Genomic DNA, 16,822 nt, shown 5'->3' with positions numbered 1-16,822 from the left:
GTGCTGCCCGAACACCCGCACGGCACCTGGGAGACGACGCCGGCCACCCGCTGGGAGGACGGCTTCCTGAGCGGCAACGGCCGGCACGGCGCTCTCACGTTCGGTGACCCGCACGACGACCGGGTGGTCGTCACCCATCACGCGCTGGTCCGCCCGGACGGACCGCATCCCGGCCCGCCCGCCCTGGCGGCCCGGCTCACCACGCTGCAGGACCAGCTGCTGGCGGGGGACGTGACGGCGGCCGACCGGTTCACGGACGGCAGGCCGCTGCAGTGGGTGCGGGCCTTCCATCCCGGGTTCCAGGTGCGGTTCGTCCGGGACAGCGTCGTGTGGCGCGGCTACCGGCGAGCGGTCGACTTCGCGACGGGCGTGGCCGAGGCGCGGTGCGGAGGCTGGCGCTCGCGGGTGTTCGTGTCGCGCGCGGACGACGTCGTCGTGCAGTACGTCACCGGTCCCGGGCTCGACGGCGAGCTGTCCCTCGACCACCGGCTGGCCGGGGTGCCGGGCGGGCTCGGGGTCGGCCGCAGTGTCGTCCTCACCCCGCAGGGCGCCCAGTTGACGCTGCGCTGCCGCTATCCGGACAGCGATCTGGCGTACACGGGGGTGACCCTCGCGGTGCTGCACGGCGGCCGCGCCTCGGTGGGCACCACCGGGCTGCGGGTGGCGGGCGCGGCCGGGCTGCTGCTCCTGACCCAGGTGCGCCGGCACCTCGGGGAACTGGACGCGGGCGCCGAAGTCGCCGACCTGGCAGCACTGTTGGCCGATTCCGGCGACGGCGACGACGACGGCGGGGACCGGGCCGCCGACACCTACCGGGAGCTGCTCGCCCGGCACGAGGCGGAGCACCGGGCCGCGTACGAGCGGGTCGCCTTCGACCTGGACGCGCCCCGGCCCGAACGCGGCCTGACCGGCACCGAGTTGCTGAGCCGGCCGCTCAGCCAGGCCCTTCTGGAGCGGCTGTTCGCGGCGGGCCGCTACCACCTGCTCAGCGCGTCGGGCGCGCTGCCGCCCCGGCTGACCGGACTGTGGACCGCCGAATGGGACACCGCGTGGTCCGGCGCGTTCACCACCGATGCCAACCTCAACCTGCAGACCGCGTCGGCCGCGGCCTGCGACCTGCCGGAGGTCACGGAGGCCCTGGGCGCGCTGGTCCAGGGGCAGTTGGCGGACTGGCGGGACAACGCGCGGGACGTCTTCGGCGCCCGCGGCATCGTGGCGCCCGCGCACACCGACGGCGAGTCCGGGCACGCGTACCACTTCCAGCGCGCCTGGCCGATGCACCTGTGGACGGCGGGCGCCGACTGGCTGCTCACCCCGCTGCTGGAACAGGCCGCGACCACCGGCGAGCGACCGGCCTGGCTGGCCGCGGCACTCGCCGAACTCGCCCTGTTCTACGAGGACTTCCTCACCCGGACCGGCCCCGACGGCCGGCTGGTGATCGTGCCGTCGTACTCCCCGGAGAACCGGCCGGGGAACGCGGGCTGGGGCACCCTCAACGCCGCCATGGACATCACCGCGGCCCGCCACGCCCTGCGCACCGCGGCGGCCTGGCACCCGGGTCCCGACGGCGACCGCTGGTCCGCGCTGGCCGACCGGCTGCCGGACCACCGGGTCAACGCGGACGGGGCGCTCGCCGAGTGGGCGTGGCCGGGCCTCGACGACCGCTACGACCACCGGCACCTGAGCCATCTGTACGCGGTGTGGCCGCACCACGAGATCAACCCGTACGACACCCCCGGCCTCGCGGAGGCGGCCCACCGGGCGCTGGAGCTGCGCGGCGCCGAGAACCACTCCGCGCACGGCCACCTCCACCACGCGCTGATCGCGGCCCGGCTGCGCGACGCCCCCCGGGTCGGGCAGGCACTGCACCGGGTGCTGACCGGCGACTACTTCCACCGCTCCCTCATGAGCGCGCACTACCCGGGCCGCGACGTCTACAACGCGGACGCCGCGCACGCCCTGCCCGCGCTGCTGGCCGAGGCGCTGCTGCAGTCGGCCGAGGACCGGCTCGTGCTGCTGCCCGCGCTGCCGGCCGACTGGCGGCGGGGCGCGGTGCGCGGTCTGCGCACCCGGTTCGGCGCGCGCGTCGACCTCACCTGGGGCGGCGGCAGCTGCACGGCCGTCGTGCGCCCGGACCGCGACGCGCACGTCTCCCTCCAGACCCCGGCCGGCGGTGACGGGCGGCTGCGCCTGACCGCCGGCGAGGACCGCGAACTCACCCTGAGCACGCGGTAGTTCCCCCGTACCCCCCACCGACCATGGAAAGGGACACCATGGCACCTTCAGTACGGTCGACGCGACGCCGCACCTTCCTCGGCGCCACCCTCGCGGCGGGCGCCGCACTCGCCCTCGCCGCCGCCCCCGCACAGGCGGCCGTCTGGTCGTCGTCCGACCAGTGGGGCAACTACACCACGTCGGACGGCTACATCCTCTACAACAACATCTGGGGCTCCGGCGCGGGCGCCCAGACGATCTGGGCCAACTCCTCGTCGAACTGGGGCGTCTGGGCCGACCACCCGAACACGGGCGGCATCAAGTCCTACCCGAACGCGAAGAAGGTCGTGAACAAGAAGCTCAGTTCACTGACCTCGCTCACCAGCAGCTACAACGTGACGGTGCCGTCGTCGGGCGCGTACAACACGTCGTACGACATCTGGGACAGCGACTACGACCACGAGGTCATGCTCTGGGTGAACTACAACGGCGCGGTCGGCCCGCTCGGCACCTCGCAGGGCAACCTCACCCTCGGCGGCCACACCTGGACCGTGTACAAGGGCAACAACGGTGCCAACGAGGTCTATTCGTTCCTGCGCACGTCGGACTCGACGTCCGGCACGGTGAACGTCCTGCCGATCCTGAAGTGGATCAAGGACACCAAGGGCTGGTGGGGCGACGAGACCATCGGTGACGTCCAGTTCGGCTACGAGATCACCTCGTCGTCCGGCGGGCTGGACTTCCAGACGAACAGCTTCAAGGTCTCCAGCAGCTAGCGGCCCCCGGACGCGCGGCTCAGACGCCGGCGGGCGCCTGGGCCGCGCTTTCGCGGACCGTCAACTCCGGTGCGAGCAGCACGACTTCCTCGTCCGAGCCACGCCCCTCGATCTTCGCGATGACCTGCTCGACGGCGCGCCGGCCCATCTCCTGGGCGGGCACCGCGACCGAGGTGAGCGGCACGGAGGCGTGCGCGGCGACCTGGTCGGGGCAGACGGCGACGACCGACACGTCCTCGGGGACGGCGCGGCCCGACTGGCGCAGCAGGGCGAGCAGCGGGTCGGTCGCCGCCTCGTTCTGGACCACGAACGCGGAGGTGCCGGGGCGCTCGTCGAAGATCCGCGACAACGTTGCCGACACGGAGGCGTACGAGCCCTCGCACGGGCGGTGCAGCAGCCGCAGGCCCAGCTCGTTGCTGCGCTCGCGCAGGCCCGTCAGGGTCCGCTCGGCGAACCCGGTGCGCCGCTCGTACACGGCGGCGGCCTCACCGATGACGGCGACCTCGCGGTGCCCGAGGTCGGCGAGGTGCTGGGCGCAGAGCGCGCCGGCGGCGGCGAAGTCGAGGTCCACGCAGTTCAGCCCGGTGGTGTCGGCGGGCAGCCCGATGAGGACGGCGGGCCGGGACGCGGTGCGCAGCAACGGCAGCCGCTCGTCGTCGAGTTCGACGTCCATCAGGATCATGGCGTCGGCGAGCGCGCTGCCCTCTATGCGGCGCACCGCCTGGGCGCCCTCCTCGCCGGTGAGCAGCAGGATGTCGTAGCCGTGCGTGCGGGCGGCGGTGGCGACGGCCATCGCTATCTCCATCATCACCGGCACGTACATGTCGGTGCGCAGCGGCACCATCAGCGCGATGATGTTCGACTTGCTGCTGGCCAGCGCCCGCGCGCCCGCGTTCGGGTGGTAGCCGAGCTGGCGGACGCTGTTCTCGACGCGCTCACGGGTGGCCGCGGAGATGGACCGCTTGCCGCTGAGGACGTAACTCACGGTGCTGGCGGAGACTCCGGCGTGCCGGGCGACCTCTGCGAGCGTGACCATGTCGTTCTCCTGAGCCGGGACGAAGGGACGAAACACCTCGATCGCGAAGCGCTTCGACGGGGGCGGGTTGCCGTTGGCCGTTCGGAATTCCGACCCTATGGCGCCGGACGGGCACCTGTCCACAAGTTCGTCGAAGCGCTTCGACAGGGGTGGCCTGCCGCATCCCCGGCTCACAGCCTAGTCAAAGGACGCCCCTGCGGTCAGGCGAGTTCGCCGAGCACCTCCCAGGTTCGCAACCGGGCGTCGTCCCCGGCGATCTCGGTGCCCGACACCACCACGTCGGTGGCGCCCGCGTCGCGGTAGCGGCGGACCGCGTCGGCGAGGTCCTTCTCGTCGCCGACGACGGCGAGGTCGGCCGCGTGCCGGTGTCCTGACTGCTCGATGACGCGCGCGTAGGAGGGGATCTGCTCGTAGAACGCGAGGTCCTCGTAGAGCCGGGCGCGCAGCGGTTCCGGGTCCGGGGTGACGACGCCGGGGACGAACGCGACGACGCGCGGCGCGGGTCGCCCCGCCTCCTCGGCGGCCCGGTGCAGCTCGGGCACGATGTGCTCCTCCAGGGCGCGCGGCCCCGCGAGGTAGGGCAGGATCCCGTCGGCCAGGCGTCCGCTGACCCGCAGCGCCTGCGGGCCCATGGCGGCGACCAGGACGGGCACGGTCGGTGCGGCGCCCGGCACCCGGGCGGGCCACGACGTCCGGGCGGTGATCAGCTCGCCCTCGAAGTCGGCCTCGCCGGTCTCCAGCAGCTGCCGCAGCACGGTGAGGAACTCGCGCAGCCGGGCCACCGGCCGCTCGAAGGGGATGCCGAGTCCGCCCTCGCTGATCAGCTTCGTGCCGACGGCGAGCCCCAGGTGGAACCGGCCGCCGGTGGCCGCCTGCACGGTCTGCGCCTGGCTGGAGACGAGCAGCGGATGCCGGCCGAAGACGGGCAGCGCGGCGGTGCCCAGCTGGATCCCGGGGACGTCGCGGCCGATGACGGCCGCGACCGTCGGTGCGTCGTGGCCGAAGGTCTGGCCGAACCAGAGGGACGCCAGTCCGGACGCGCGGGCCTCGCGGGCCTGCCGGACGGCGTCGTCGAGGGTGAGGTCGGTACCGGTCGTGTCGAGTGTCACTCCCACAGTCATGAACGGGAGAACAGGGGCTGCGGGCCGCCGAATTCCGGGTGCCGTATGAACAGTTCGTGACAGGCTCCGCCCGCGAGTACCTGTGCGCCGGGGGCGGGTGCGTCGGCCACGGTCACGGTGTCCGGGCCGCGTCGAACACGGCACCGGCGGGGCCGAGGCGGCGACTACGCCACCCTGCCGTCGCGGTCCGCGAGCTCCTGCCCCGCGAGCCATGCCAGCACCCGGCCGACCCCGGCCACGTCGCCCGCCGCGATCCGCGCACCGTCGAGCAGGGCGGCCACCCGCTCGGGACGGGCCAGCGCCCTTCGCACCGAGGGCCGCAGCGCCGCCTCCGCGAGCAGCCGGCCGGCCAAGGCGTGCGGGTCGGCCGGAGCGGTGCGCAGCCGCTCCGCGTACAGCTCCCGCGCCCGCGCCGCGTCCCCCGACGCCAGGCAGGCGTCGGCACCGGGTCCCGGGCGCGGTGCGAGCAGCAACCCCGCCCGTGCGTCCTCCCAGTGTTCGGCGGACGCCCCGGGCACGATCACCGGGTCGGACCGGGACGGCGGCACGGTCCCGCCGTCCCGCCACGCCCGGACCAGGGCGTCCCGCTCGGCCGCCCCGCACCGCAGGTTCCGCAGCCGCCACTCGACCCGGTGGCTGACGGCCGCGGTCCGGGCGCGGGCCACCGCGCCGGGCTCCACCGGCTCGCGCAGCCACCGGTCGAGCGTGGCCGTGAGCCCGCCGATCAGACGCCGGCCGGCGGGCGTGAGGTCGGCGCGGGTCGCGAGCGTGCGCACCACCAGGCGGGTCTGCAGGCGGCGCAGCGCGAAGTGGAACGGGGCGGTGTTCTCGGGGTCGACCGCGCGGTCGCCGATGCGGGCCCGCCAGAATCCGGTGACGCCGGTGAACGCGTAGGCGCCGTGCAGCAGACCGGGCAGATGGCGCGGGTCGGCGCGCCAGGGCGCGTAGTACCGCTCGTCGCGGTCGTCGGCGAGCAGCGGGAACAGGTGGATGAGCGCGCCGAGTTTACTGTGCTGGAACTCGTGCACGAGGGACTCGGCGAGGTCGAGTCCGGTGTGCGGCCGGGACACCATCATCGAGCCGAAGGCGTCGCCGGTGGAGGCGCTCAGGCGGGCACCCGACGGCCGGCCGGTGCCCCATGGGACGATCCGGGCGATGTCGCCCGGCCGTGTCGTGCCGATCGTCCCGGACCCCGTCGGACGCCGGAGGATGGCGTGCGCCTCGTCCAGCGCCTGCTGCCAGTAGGCGACTTCGTCGTCCGGCAGCCGCGCGGGGGCGACGGGTTCGTCCAGGTCCCGGTACGGGTCGAGGTCGTCGAGGTGCACCGCGTAGGGCGCCAGGACGCGCAGCGGATGCCAGACCGGTGAGTCCGCGTCGTCCAGCGGACGGACCGTGACCGGGCCCGCGGTCACCCGCCCCGCCCGCACGGTGATCGGCACGGCGCTCAACCCCGGTGCGCGGTCCGGTAATTGGAGCAGTCCCAGGGTCGGCAGGCTCACGGCTCCGTCCCGCGCGGGAACCGTGAGCTCGGCATCGGCGCCGGCGCGTACGCATGCGGCGGCCGCGATGCAGGCGAGGTGCCCGGCGTCGGCCCACAGCGGCGGCCCGGACGCGGCGCCGTGCAGACGGCGCAGCGCGTGGGCGATCCAGGACCCGCACTGCGGGCTCATGAGCAAGGCGTCAGCGGCCTCCGGAGCCCGCCGGGCCGCCGTCTCCACCACCTCCCAGACCTTGGCGACGTCACCCAACGGGCCCAAGGGGTCCGGGAGTTCGTCCAGCCGGTCGAGCAACTCCCGCAGCAGGAGCAGGCGTCTGGCCCGCTCGCCCCCGGCCAGGAAGGCCACGGCCTGCTCCGATCCACCGCCCGCGGCCAGCTCGTCGAAGAGGGCCCCGGGCATGCGCAGCGCGGAGTGGGCGGTTCCGGCCGGTGTGCCGGTCCCGGCCACGTACGATTCCGACACGCGCTACTCGGCCCGACCGGGCTGGGGTGGGCTGTCACCGATCGCATTGCTGCGGGGACGGCGGGTGTCGTCGAGGAGTCTGCGGCTGATCGTGAGCGCGGGGTACCGGCGCAGTTCCGCGACACTGACCGCGGCGAGATCCGCCAGGTCCGACTCCACATAGTCCGCCGGACGGTCGGCGCGTACCGGCTCTTTCAAGGTGTGCTCCCCCTTCACCCACGACGGCACGCGATGCCGCCGCCGTCCTGTATCCATCATGACGAAGCTTGCCCGGTCCCGGAACCCGCAGACCCGGCCGAAGATCGGGAACGTGCTGTTGGCCGATTACCATCGGTTCCTCGAGCCTCAGTCGTGCGCCAACCCATCGATCGCCGACCGGAGTTCGGCGGCTCTCCCGGGGTCGCTGTCGAGGGACGCGACCGCCTCGTACAGGGCCCACAGGTCGTCGGCCCGGTTGCCGTGGGCGCGCACGATCGCGACCAGGTCGGGGCGGGCGGCCGGGTTGCGCCGCATCTGCGCGGTCAGCCTCGGTTCGAGCAGCAGCACCAGGGTCTGGCGCTCGTCGAGACTGTGGGTGAGCGGGTAGGTGAGCAGCACGTCGACGACGCGGTTGAGGGCCGCGAGGCCACCGCGGTTTCCGGCCCGTGCCGCGGCCGGGCGCAGCGTCTCCTCGTGACCCGGCCGCTTGAGGATCAGGGTCGGCAGCTGCTCCGTGCGGCCCGCGGCCCACTCCCGCTCGACCAGTGCGCGCACTCCGGCGAAGAGCGGCACCGGGTCGGGCGCGGCGCCGATGCCGGTCTGGTCCAAGGTCTTGAGCACCAGGTCGGAGAAGAGTCCGGTGCGCCGCTCCGGGTCGTTGGCGGCGCGCTGCCCGCGGGTCGCGGCGAGCAGCAGCGCCTGTGCGTGGACGTCGGTGCGGCCGCCCGCCGGGAGGTGTTCGGTGGGCAGGGTGTCCGGGAAGCCGTGCCGTTCGTCGAACGTCTGGCAGGCGTCCACGACCCAGGTCTGGTGCCCGAATCCGGCGAGGGCGTCGCTGGCCAGGCGTCTTCGGGCGGACTCCAGATCGATGTTGCGCCGGTCGTCGGCGGTGGCGTCGGCGCAGTAGAGCCGGACCCGCTCGTCCTGGTCGAGGACGCCGTGGCCGCCCCACCACACCCACAGGACGTCACCCCGGCGGGTGCTCAGTTCCCGCACGAGGGCGTCGCGCAGGGTGGCGTGGTCGGCGGGCCGGTGCGCGGGCCCCGGCTGCCTGTCGCCGGCCGGCGACAGGTGCAGCAGGATGTTGGACTCGGGCACGCCGCGCTCGCGCAGCCATGCGTAAAAGCGCAGCGCGTCGCAGGCTGGTCCCGGCAGCCGCCAGCCGTCTCCTGCCGCGTAGTGCTCCACGCCGACGACGAGCGCGGTGACCCGGGCCGGATCGACGTCGGTGACGCTCCGGTACGTCATGGGAGTCGGGCCGCGACGGCCCGGTAGACGGCGGGATCGTCCCAGTACGCACTGTGCGCCACGGGGAAGGGCTGGCGGCTGTCGGTCGCGATGTCGGTGACCCGGCCGGGGAACAGCGGGGCGCCGCGGTAGCCGAGCAGATCGCGGACGTCGTAGAGGTTCAGCCACGCGGGCACGTGCGCGGGCAGTGGCCCCGGGTGGGCGAGGGAGGGCAGGGCGCCGGTCTCGTAGAGGAAGGGGCCCTGCGAGCCGACCGTGACGAGGAGTTCGACGCCCGGCTGCGGGTCGAGGACGAGCGTGTCCAGGGCGATGATTCCGCCGAGGCTGTGCCCCAGCAGGACGACGGGGGGCTGCTGCGCGGCCGTCAGATCGCGCAGCCCCCTGCGTACGCCCTCACCACGGGCCAGGTAGCGCAGGATGTCGCCCGCCGCCGGGTGCGCGGCGTCGGTCAGCGCTCTGCGGCGGCGTACGGCGATCCGTGAACCGGCTTTCATCGCCGGTCTCTTGAGGGTGCGCAGGAACAGCCCCCGGTCGGCTCCGGCCGGTGCGGCACCGAGTGCCTCGGCGATGCGGTCGACGGCCGCGTCCCGGGCGTCCCCCGTGCACAGGACGGGCGCGTCGGACTCCAGCGCGCCACCGATGACGGCGGCGGCCAGGCTGCGGGCGAGCACCCGGGCCAGTTCGTCGGCGTCGAGGGCGGCGGCCGCGGGCGGCAGCAGCGGGGAGCGGGCCAGAGCCACCGCGTGCTCCCGCACGTCCGGTCCCAACTCCGCTGCCGTGTCGTCGAGTTGGCGGAGGAGACGGCGCGGCCGTTCGTCGGGGAACTCCGCTCCGGGCGCCGTCACGGCGGCACCCGCACCGGCCGCCGCGAGGGCCAGCTCGGCCTGCGGATCCGCGTAGAGCCGCGCCCACTGCTCCGCTTCGTCCTCGCTCTCGTCGCCGACGCCGCGGCTGGTGCCGCCCGGGCCTTCGGGCACGCTCGCGCCGCCCGCGGCGAGCGTGGCCCCGTGCGCCTCGCCCCAGTAGTAGGGGACGACGCGGGCGTGCGGTGCGACCGCGCCGAGGCCCGAGGCGATTCGGGCGTGCAGCTCCGTGAAGCGTGGCTCTCTGACACCCGTACCGTGAATGAAGACGACCGTGGTCATGCGTCCAGCCCCCGTGCCGGTCCTGAAACCATCCGTACGTGCATGATGCATCGTCAACTCCGGTGACACCAGGCGCACTCGGCGCACTGCGTCGCACGGGCCCCGGACTCGGCCGGGGCCCACGGCGCCCTGGAATCAGCCCGCCGTCACAGCGGCAGCGGAGCGATGTCGAACTCGATGCGCTGGTGCACCTGTGCCGCCATGCGCCAGGGGTGCTCGGCACCCAGGACCCGCGTGAGGCCCTCGACCGCATCCGCCTGCAACTGGTCCGCCTGCGCGGTCTCGCCGAGGCCGCGCAGGTCCAGGGCGAGGTTGGCGGTGCAGGCCAGCGTCAGCGGGTGCTCAGGACCCGCCACCTCGGTCAGCAGCGGCAGCACGGCCTCGTCGACGGCACGCGCCGCCGCGAACCCGAGGCGCGCGTAGTGGTCGTTGGCCCGGCCCAGGCGTGCGGTCAGCGTGAACGGGTGCCGCTCCCCCACCGTCGCCGTGAACTGCTCGACGGCCTCGACGTCGTGTCGCTCCGCCGCATCGACCTCGCCCTGGGCACGCAGCGTCGCCGCCAGGTTGACCAGGGAACTCAGCGTGCTCGCGTGGTTCTCGCCGAACACGGCGCGGTACCGCGCCACGTTCTTCTCGCCCAGTTCGCGCGACCGTGCCAGGTCGCCGCCGATGCGCCGGTCGACCACGGCGTTCATCTGGGTGGCCAGCGTTTCGCCGTACTCCGTTCCGTAGCGCTCGGTGAACCGGACCAGCGTGTCCTCGGTCAGCTCGCGCGCCTCGGCGACGGCGCCGGCCCGGCGGCGGCACACGGCAAGTTCGCGGGCGGCCTTGATCGTGGCGGCGTTGTCGGGTCCGAAGTTGCTCACGTACGTCTCGTACGTGGACTCCTGGAGGATGTGGGCTCCGCGGTAGTCACCGGACTCCCGGACGTCGATCGCCAGGCCGTTGAGCGAGTTGAGGGTCAGGCCGTTCGTGGGGCCGTAGAGCAGGTCGAACTGGCGGGCCGTCTCCTCGTCGATGGCACGCGCCTCGGGGAACGCGCCACAGCAGCGCAGGGAGATGCCGAGGCTGTGTGCGGCGTGCAGGGTCTCCGGGTCGTCCGGGCCGAAGAGACGGCGGGCCATCGCCACCGCCTCCTCGTCGAGGGCGCGGGCCTCGTCGAAGTCGCCCCGGTAGCGCTGGGCGATCGCCATCTGCCACATGGAGCCGATGAGTTCCTCGTCCGGCACGTGCCCGGCGCGGGAGCGTTCGAGCGCCGTCTCGTTGAGCCGCATCGCCTCTTCCGGGCTGCCGAACTTGCGCAGCATGAGCGCCAGGAACTTGGCCATCCTGATCACCAGGATGTCGTCGTCGCCCGACTGGGCCTGCCAGGCCGTCCAGGCCTCCCGGGCCATGCTCATCGACGTCTCGTGAGCGCCCCAGTAGTAGAGGAAGTACACGACGTCGTAGATGAAGTCGCGCACCCACGGGTCGGAGCTGCGGACCGCGCCCGACGCCTGTACGTGCGGCAGCAGCGCCTGGTAGGTCGGCCACAGTTCGGGGGAGGCGCCCTCGCCCGGCTTGGCCGTCGCGAGGAGCTGGTGGGCGGCCTTGCGCATCCTGGCCTCGGCGGCCTCGTCGAGGCCGGTCGCCAGCACGTTCTGCATCAGTCGGTGCATCTGGAGCGTGCCGCGCTTGTGGTCGAGGCGGATCAGCGAGAACTTGCTGAGCTCGCGGGTGGCGCGGGCGAGCAGCACCGGGTCGCGCAGGACCGGGTCGAGTTCGGGGCTGATCTCGACGTTCCGGCCGCCGCGCAGCAGATTGAGCGGAATCGGCTCGGGCGCCATCAGGGAGCAGATCTCCAGGAGTTGCCGGGCGGCGGGGTGGTCCTCCGCCAGCCGGTCGAGCGAGAGGTTCCAGGCCGCCGCCACCGGCACCGGATAGTCCGGGTTCGGGTCGAGGTCGAGGATCTCCAGACGGCGCCGGGCGAGGAGTTCGAGGTGTTCCGCGACTGGCATGCCGGTGGCGGCGTGCCAGGCTCCGGCCTGCTCGATGGCGAGCGGCAGGTCACCGAGGGCCTTGGCCAGCCTGAAGGCGTCCTCGGAACTGAGGTCGGGGGCCCGGCGCTGGAGCAGGGCGATGGACTCCTCGCGTTCGAAGACGTCGACGCTGAGCGGTGTGGCGACCCGCTCCCAGTCCCGGTTGCGCGAGGTGACGATGATCTTGCCGGGGCCACCGCTGGGGAAGTACGAGCGGACGGCGTCGATGTCCTCCGCGTTGTCGAAGATCAACAGCCAGTTCTCGTACGGCTTTCCGGAGCGCAGCGCTTCCTGGACCGCCGGCACCGCGGTGTTGGCCTGCGGGCCGGTGTTCAGGCCGAGGCGGCCGGCCAGTTCGGCGAGGGAGGCGAGGATCAGGGACTCGCGTTCCGAGGGGACCCACCAGATCACGTTGTACTCGGTGCTGTGCCGGTACACGTACTCGATCGCGATCTGTGACTTGCCGACGCCACCCATGCCGTGCAGCGCGTGCGGCAGGACGGCGGCCGTCTCCTTCTGCCTCAACTGCTCCTCGACGGCTTCCAGGAGGATCTCGCGTCCCGTGAAGTTGGGATTCTTGGGCGGGACATTCCCCATGATCTTCGGCTGGCCGCTCCGGACGAAGCGGTGTTCGGGAGCCTTGAGGTCCATGGTCGTGTCAGCCTTCCCAGCATCAGTGTGTTCGGTTGTCTCGGGCCTCGCCGTCGGCGGCACATCGTCTCCTGGTTCTGTGGTGCTGTCCGGAACCAGCCCTTCCCCATGCAGACCCCGGATATCGCTCTTCGCACCCGGACCACCCACCCTTGTGACGGGTGTGCCACCGCTGATCCCCGCCATGATCCGTGCGGCGCGCCGGGCGTGCGGCCCGGACAGGGCGCGCAGCACCGCCAGCTCGATGCGCAGCCAGGGCCGGTCAGGGGATGCGGTGTCCGGCAGGACCGTGCGCTCGGGGTCGCGGACGGCGGCGCGCAGCGGCGCCGCCGCGCCACGGCCGGTGTGCAGGTCTGCCAGCAGGTCCACCGCATGGGCAAGTTGGCTTCGGTTCCCGGTCGCGAGGAGAGACTCCCTGACGCCGTCCGCGAACTCGGGGTGGCCCGCACCGTCGTGATCCCAGTCGATGAGGCCACCCATCATGACCTCGGCGACGTGATCGGGGCCCGCCTCGGGGACGGCACGCTCGCGCAGCTCCTCGATCAGGTCGAAGTCGAGCGGGATCACCGCGAGCAGCAGCGCCAGGTGCCGGGCCAGCGGGCTCGCGAGCCCCAGGAAGCGTGCGACGACGGCGGCCGCGGCGTGCGGGCCGTCGATGCGCGGGGTGCGCAGGCCCGGCGCGGGCGCGCCCTTGGCGAGGGTGCCGGCGAGGACGACGGGCAGCGTGTGGCGCACCCCTGGTTCGCCGGTGACGAGGTCGGCCCAGGCCGTGAACGAGGCCGGATGCGCGCTGAGGACGGGGACGGGCACGGCGCCGTCGTCCGGTGCGGGCAGCGGTTCGGCGAGCGGGTGCGCGGGCCCGCAGGTCAACTCCCGGTTGGCGCGGCCGAATCCGGCGGCACCGAGTTGCGCGCGGAAGGGGTAGAGCGAGGATCGATGGCGCAGGTAGGGCGGTAAGAGGTGGACGAGCGCGGTCGGTCCGCCGCGGGCGAGCCCGGTCAGCAGGTGGTCGGCGCCGTCCGCCGCCCAGCCCGCGCCGAGTCCGTCGGTGACGACGAGGAAGATCCGTCGGCCGCTGCCGTCGAACAGTTCGCGCGGATCACCGGTGCGCCCGTCCTGCCAGCGCAGCACCGCGGGTCCGGCCGCGGTGACCGAGACCCGCACGGTGCGCACGTCGCGGAACGCGCCGCTCTGGGTGGCCTCGTCGGCGATGCGGCGGACGGTGCCGCGCCAGACCCGCATGGTGAGGGTGTCGTCCACCAGGAGGACCAGGTCGAACGTGGGTTGCCGCTCGGGGCGCAGGTACGGGATCCACAGGCCGTCGCTGAGCCCGTGCTCGGCGGTGCGCTCCTCGTCGAGGCGGTGCGCGGTGCGCGAGGGCACCCGGCGGCCCAGGGCGCGCAGGGCCCGGGCGAGCCGTAACGGCCGGGGACCCGCGGGCGCGGGGAGCGGGGGCAGCCTGAAGACAGGTTCGGCGCCCGGTCCTTCGGAAGCGTGGTGGAACAGGGGCATACCGAGATCGTGCGACTCCTCGTCCGCGCCGCGCGGAAGCGGTGCGGACGGTGAAAGGGGCGGGCGGGAGGACGGGGTGTCGGGGCGGGCCTGCGGGTCGGGAGCCGGTGGAGGACGGTGCTCCACCGGGGCATCCGGATGATCGGCTTCCGCCTGCTGCGGTTCCGGGAGCCCGTGCCGTCCTGAGGCGAGCCACGCGGCCGCGAGCCAGGCCGAGTCGGCGAGGTCGCGCCAGTCCGGTGCGCCGTCGTCGACGCCCGTGGCCTCACCGCTCCCGCTCGGGTCGGGTGCACGCTCCCTGGGCAAGCCGGTCATCAGCGGCCTTTCGCGAGGTCGCGCAGCAGCAACTCGACGAGCTTACGCCCGTGGGAGTTGTGCTGGAAACCACCCGAGGTCACCAGCTGGACGGCATTGAGGAGTTGGTCGACGGAGTGGGTTCCTCCGTCCTGCACCCGACGCTCGAACTGGTCGAGGAGGGGACGCACGACATCCTCGCTGCCGTGCAGGTGGCTGGACACGATCGCGACGAGCTGTTCCCGGGAGGGCAACCGCAGTTCCAGGGGAAGGCAGCGCCGCCGCAGGGGCAGCGGGAACTCCCGCTCGCCGTTACTGGTGATCACGACGATGGGAAAGGCATGGCACTCGACCCGGCCGCGCAGCACCGTGGTGCGCTGCCCCGGGTCGTCCGTGAAGACGCTGGCCTCGGGATCGGCGCTGCGCATCAGTTCCGGTACGTCATAGGCCCCGTTCTCCATGACGTGCAGCAGGTCGTGCGGCAGGTCGACGTCGCACTTGTCCAGCTCGTCGATGAGCAGAACGCGCGGTTGCTCGTACGGCAGCAGGGCCGTGCCGAGCGGGCCGAGGGTCAGGAAGTCGCCCATCCGGGGCGCCGGTTCACCGCTCTGCGCGCCGTCGGCACCGGCCCGCCACGCGGCGATGGCCTGCGCCCGGCCGATCGCGTCGTAGGAGTAGAGCCCGCCGGACAGCGTGGTGCGCGAGACGATGCCCCATTGCAGGACGCGGCCGAGGCCCAGCTCCTGGGCGATGAGGTAGGCGAGGGTGGACTTGCCCACGCCCGGCGGTCCGGTCACCAGCAGGGGGCGGCGCAGCAGGATCGCCGCGTTCACGACGTCGATCTCCTCGTCGCGCAGCTGCACCAGGTCCCGGGCCTCGCCCAGCCGGCGCTCGGCGGTCCGCGTGTCGTCGAGGTCGGGCAGCGGCTGCACGGGACCGCCCGCGAAGCGTCGCCAGCGCGGCGGTTCGGGGAGCCGCGGGCCCTCCCCGACGGGGGCACGGTGGCCGACGGCGCGGAACACGCGCCAAGCGGGGGGCGCCCCGGCTGCGCCGTACTGCTCCGTCATGCCGGCATCTCCTCACAGTCGACCAGGCGGTTGGGGTCGTCCCACAGGAACGCGATATGTCTGCCCACCAGGAGCGGTCCCACATCGTCGGTTTCGGCCTGTGTGCGTAATTGGTGGACTTTGGCGGGCAACTGGGTGGGGGTGCTGCCGAGAATGAGCTGGAGGACCTCGACGGAGCCCGGGGTGTTCTCGCGCCGGTCCCACGCGGCGAGGCCGATGCCCTCGCCGAGCGCGGCGACCAGCGCCTCCAGACCGTGCTCGCCCACGGCGGGGTGCTGGAGGATCACGGCGGTCTTCTCCGGCATCGCGGCGAGTCCGGCACGCCAGCGGCCGAGCTCACCCACGTGCGCCCCGTTCCACCGGTAGGTCTCGGCGGCGCCCGCCGACTGGAAGACGCTCCACCGGGCCCGCCAGCGACGCATCTGGGCGGGGTCACGGGCGCGCATCCGGTCGAGGCTGCGCAGATGCACGTAGTAGCGCATGCTCATCGGGAGCGGGGCGGCGGCGCGGTCGATCTCCAGCCGGGCCACGTCGTGGTTGAGCAACGAGTGCGGCAGCACGAACTCGACGAACACGGGGCCGCCCTCCGGCCGGCTCTCCCACTGCGCCTCACCGTGGGCCACGGCCCGGTCGACGACGCCACTGAGCGTGTCCAGGGTGGCGGTCTCCACGCCGAGGGCCACCGGCTGCCAGATCCCGGCCGCCGCGTTCACCCAGTGCCGTACGAAGATCCGCCCGGAACCGTCGTCGGCCGGGTCGACCATGACCACCAGGGCCCGCGGCACGGACGGATCGACCGGCCCGCCCGCGGCGATCCGCTCGCGCCGCTTGCGCAGGTCCGCCTCCTGCCCCGCCTCCTTGGCCCAGCTGTCGGACCAGGCGCGCAGTTCGGCGGCGCGGGCCGAGCCGAGGGCGGCGGTCACCTCGGCGAGGACGACGACCGGTGGCAGGCCGTCGGACTGCGCGTTCTGCTCCAGCAGGTGGTCGAAGAAGCCCGCGGCATCGTCGCAGTCGGGCGGTTCGATGCTCAGCTCGCGGGCGAGCACGGTGTGCAGCGCGGCCCGCGACACCGGTCCGGCGATCAGCAGGTCCCGTAACTCGCGGCGGACCTTGGGGACGAGCGCCGACTGCAACGCGGGCTCGCCCCGGGTCGTCACGCCGTGCGTCTCGCGCTCGGCGAGCCGGGCCAGGTTGTCGGCGTCCTCCACGGACGCGAGCGCCGCGACCGCCTCGATCAGGGCCGGGAAGCCGCGCTCGTGCGGCAGGATCTTCTTCAGGAGGGCGACCATCTCGGCACGCGGCTCAAGTCCGCGCTCGCTCACCTCGATACCCGATTCCGCGGCGACCAGCTCGATGAACAGTGCGCGCTGCCCGGCGTCACGAATGCATGTCAGCGCGATCAGCTCTTTCGCGAGGACCGCCACCAGACGCACCGGGACGCCTTGCGGTCCGTGTGCCCCGCTCGTCTCCACCCACCATCCCCCGTGAAACGGTTCCGCATAGGAACTGGGAGTGAAGTTATCACGTCAACTCTCTTGCTACCAGGGCAGGTTGACGGTGCGCACGGGGTTCGTGGGGCGC

General features: G+C 73.3%; 11 protein-coding genes. 2 read left to right on the top strand and 9 right to left on the bottom strand.

Translation table 11 applies throughout. The features are described 5' to 3' along the window. Positions 1 to 3 precede the first annotated feature (3 nt). Together M4J07_RS29135 and M4J07_RS29130 are read left to right on the top strand one after the other, a co-directional pair. Positions 4 to 2,235, top strand: coding sequence for a glycosyl hydrolase family 95 catalytic domain-containing protein (locus M4J07_RS29135; RefSeq protein ID WP_255976449.1), 2,232 nt, complete (start codon positions 4 to 6; stop codon positions 2,233 to 2,235). 38 nt (positions 2,236 to 2,273) lie between these two features. Next, on the top strand, positions 2,274 to 2,990 hold the full coding sequence (locus M4J07_RS29130; RefSeq protein WP_255976437.1) for a GH12 family glycosyl hydrolase domain-containing protein: 717 nt from the start codon (positions 2,274 to 2,276) through the stop codon (positions 2,988 to 2,990). Between the two features lie 19 nt (positions 2,991 to 3,009). Here the strand turns inward: M4J07_RS29130 and M4J07_RS29125 are convergent, their stop codons facing one another. From M4J07_RS29125 to M4J07_RS29085, 9 genes are all read right to left on the bottom strand, one after another. Then, on the bottom strand, positions 3,010 to 4,026 hold the full coding sequence (locus tag M4J07_RS29125) for a LacI family DNA-binding transcriptional regulator (protein WP_255976436.1): 1,017 nt from the start codon (positions 4,024 to 4,026) through the stop codon (positions 3,010 to 3,012). 200 nt (positions 4,027 to 4,226) lie between these two features. After that, on the bottom strand, positions 4,227 to 5,147 hold the full coding sequence (locus M4J07_RS29120) for an LLM class F420-dependent oxidoreductase (RefSeq protein WP_255976434.1): 921 nt from the start codon (positions 5,145 to 5,147) through the stop codon (positions 4,227 to 4,229). A 164-nt stretch (positions 5,148 to 5,311) separates the two neighbouring features. After that, positions 5,312 to 7,108, bottom strand: coding sequence for an HEXXH motif domain-containing protein (locus M4J07_RS29115; RefSeq protein ID WP_255976433.1), 1,797 nt, complete (start codon positions 7,106 to 7,108; stop codon positions 5,312 to 5,314). A gap of 3 nt (positions 7,109 to 7,111) precedes the next feature. Next, positions 7,112 to 7,306: an aldo/keto reductase gene (locus M4J07_RS29110; RefSeq protein WP_255976431.1), complete on the bottom strand. Its 195-nt coding sequence runs from the start codon at positions 7,304 to 7,306 to the stop codon at positions 7,112 to 7,114. Positions 7,307 to 7,453: 147 nt separating this feature from the next. Further along, entirely contained in the window at positions 7,454 to 8,554 is a 1,101-nt protein-coding gene (locus M4J07_RS29105; RefSeq protein WP_255976429.1) for an effector-associated domain 2-containing protein, read from the bottom strand. Further along, a complete protein-coding gene (locus tag M4J07_RS29100) occupies positions 8,551 to 9,699 on the bottom strand; it encodes a GPI inositol-deacylase (protein ID WP_255976427.1) in 1,149 nt (382 codons plus the stop codon). The genes M4J07_RS29105 and M4J07_RS29100 overlap by 4 nt, the downstream gene beginning before the upstream one ends. A gap of 146 nt (positions 9,700 to 9,845) precedes the next feature. After that, complete coding sequence (fxsT, locus tag M4J07_RS29095) at positions 9,846 to 14,195, bottom strand: FxSxx-COOH system tetratricopeptide repeat protein (protein WP_255976425.1); 4,350 nt, start codon at positions 14,193 to 14,195, stop codon at positions 9,846 to 9,848. Next, on the bottom strand, positions 14,195 to 15,241 hold the full coding sequence (locus tag M4J07_RS29090) for an AAA family ATPase (RefSeq protein WP_255976423.1): 1,047 nt from the start codon (positions 15,239 to 15,241) through the stop codon (positions 14,195 to 14,197). The genes fxsT and M4J07_RS29090 overlap by 1 nt, the downstream gene beginning before the upstream one ends. Beyond that, positions 15,238 to 16,674 carry a VMAP-C domain-containing protein gene (locus tag M4J07_RS29085; protein WP_255976421.1) on the bottom strand — a complete coding sequence of 479 codons (1,437 nt, stop codon included), beginning with the start codon at positions 16,672 to 16,674 and terminating at the stop codon, positions 15,238 to 15,240. The genes M4J07_RS29090 and M4J07_RS29085 overlap by 4 nt, the downstream gene beginning before the upstream one ends. Between the last annotated feature and the right edge of the window lie 148 nt (positions 16,675 to 16,822).

Origin of the sequence: Streptomyces longispororuber, from assembly GCF_024448165.1 — a bacterium.
Classification (GTDB): domain Bacteria; phylum Actinomycetota; class Actinomycetes; order Streptomycetales; family Streptomycetaceae; genus Streptomyces; species Streptomyces longispororuber_A.
Note: the sequence above shows the minus strand (reverse complement) of the source record. Positions and strands in the feature narration are given on the sequence as shown.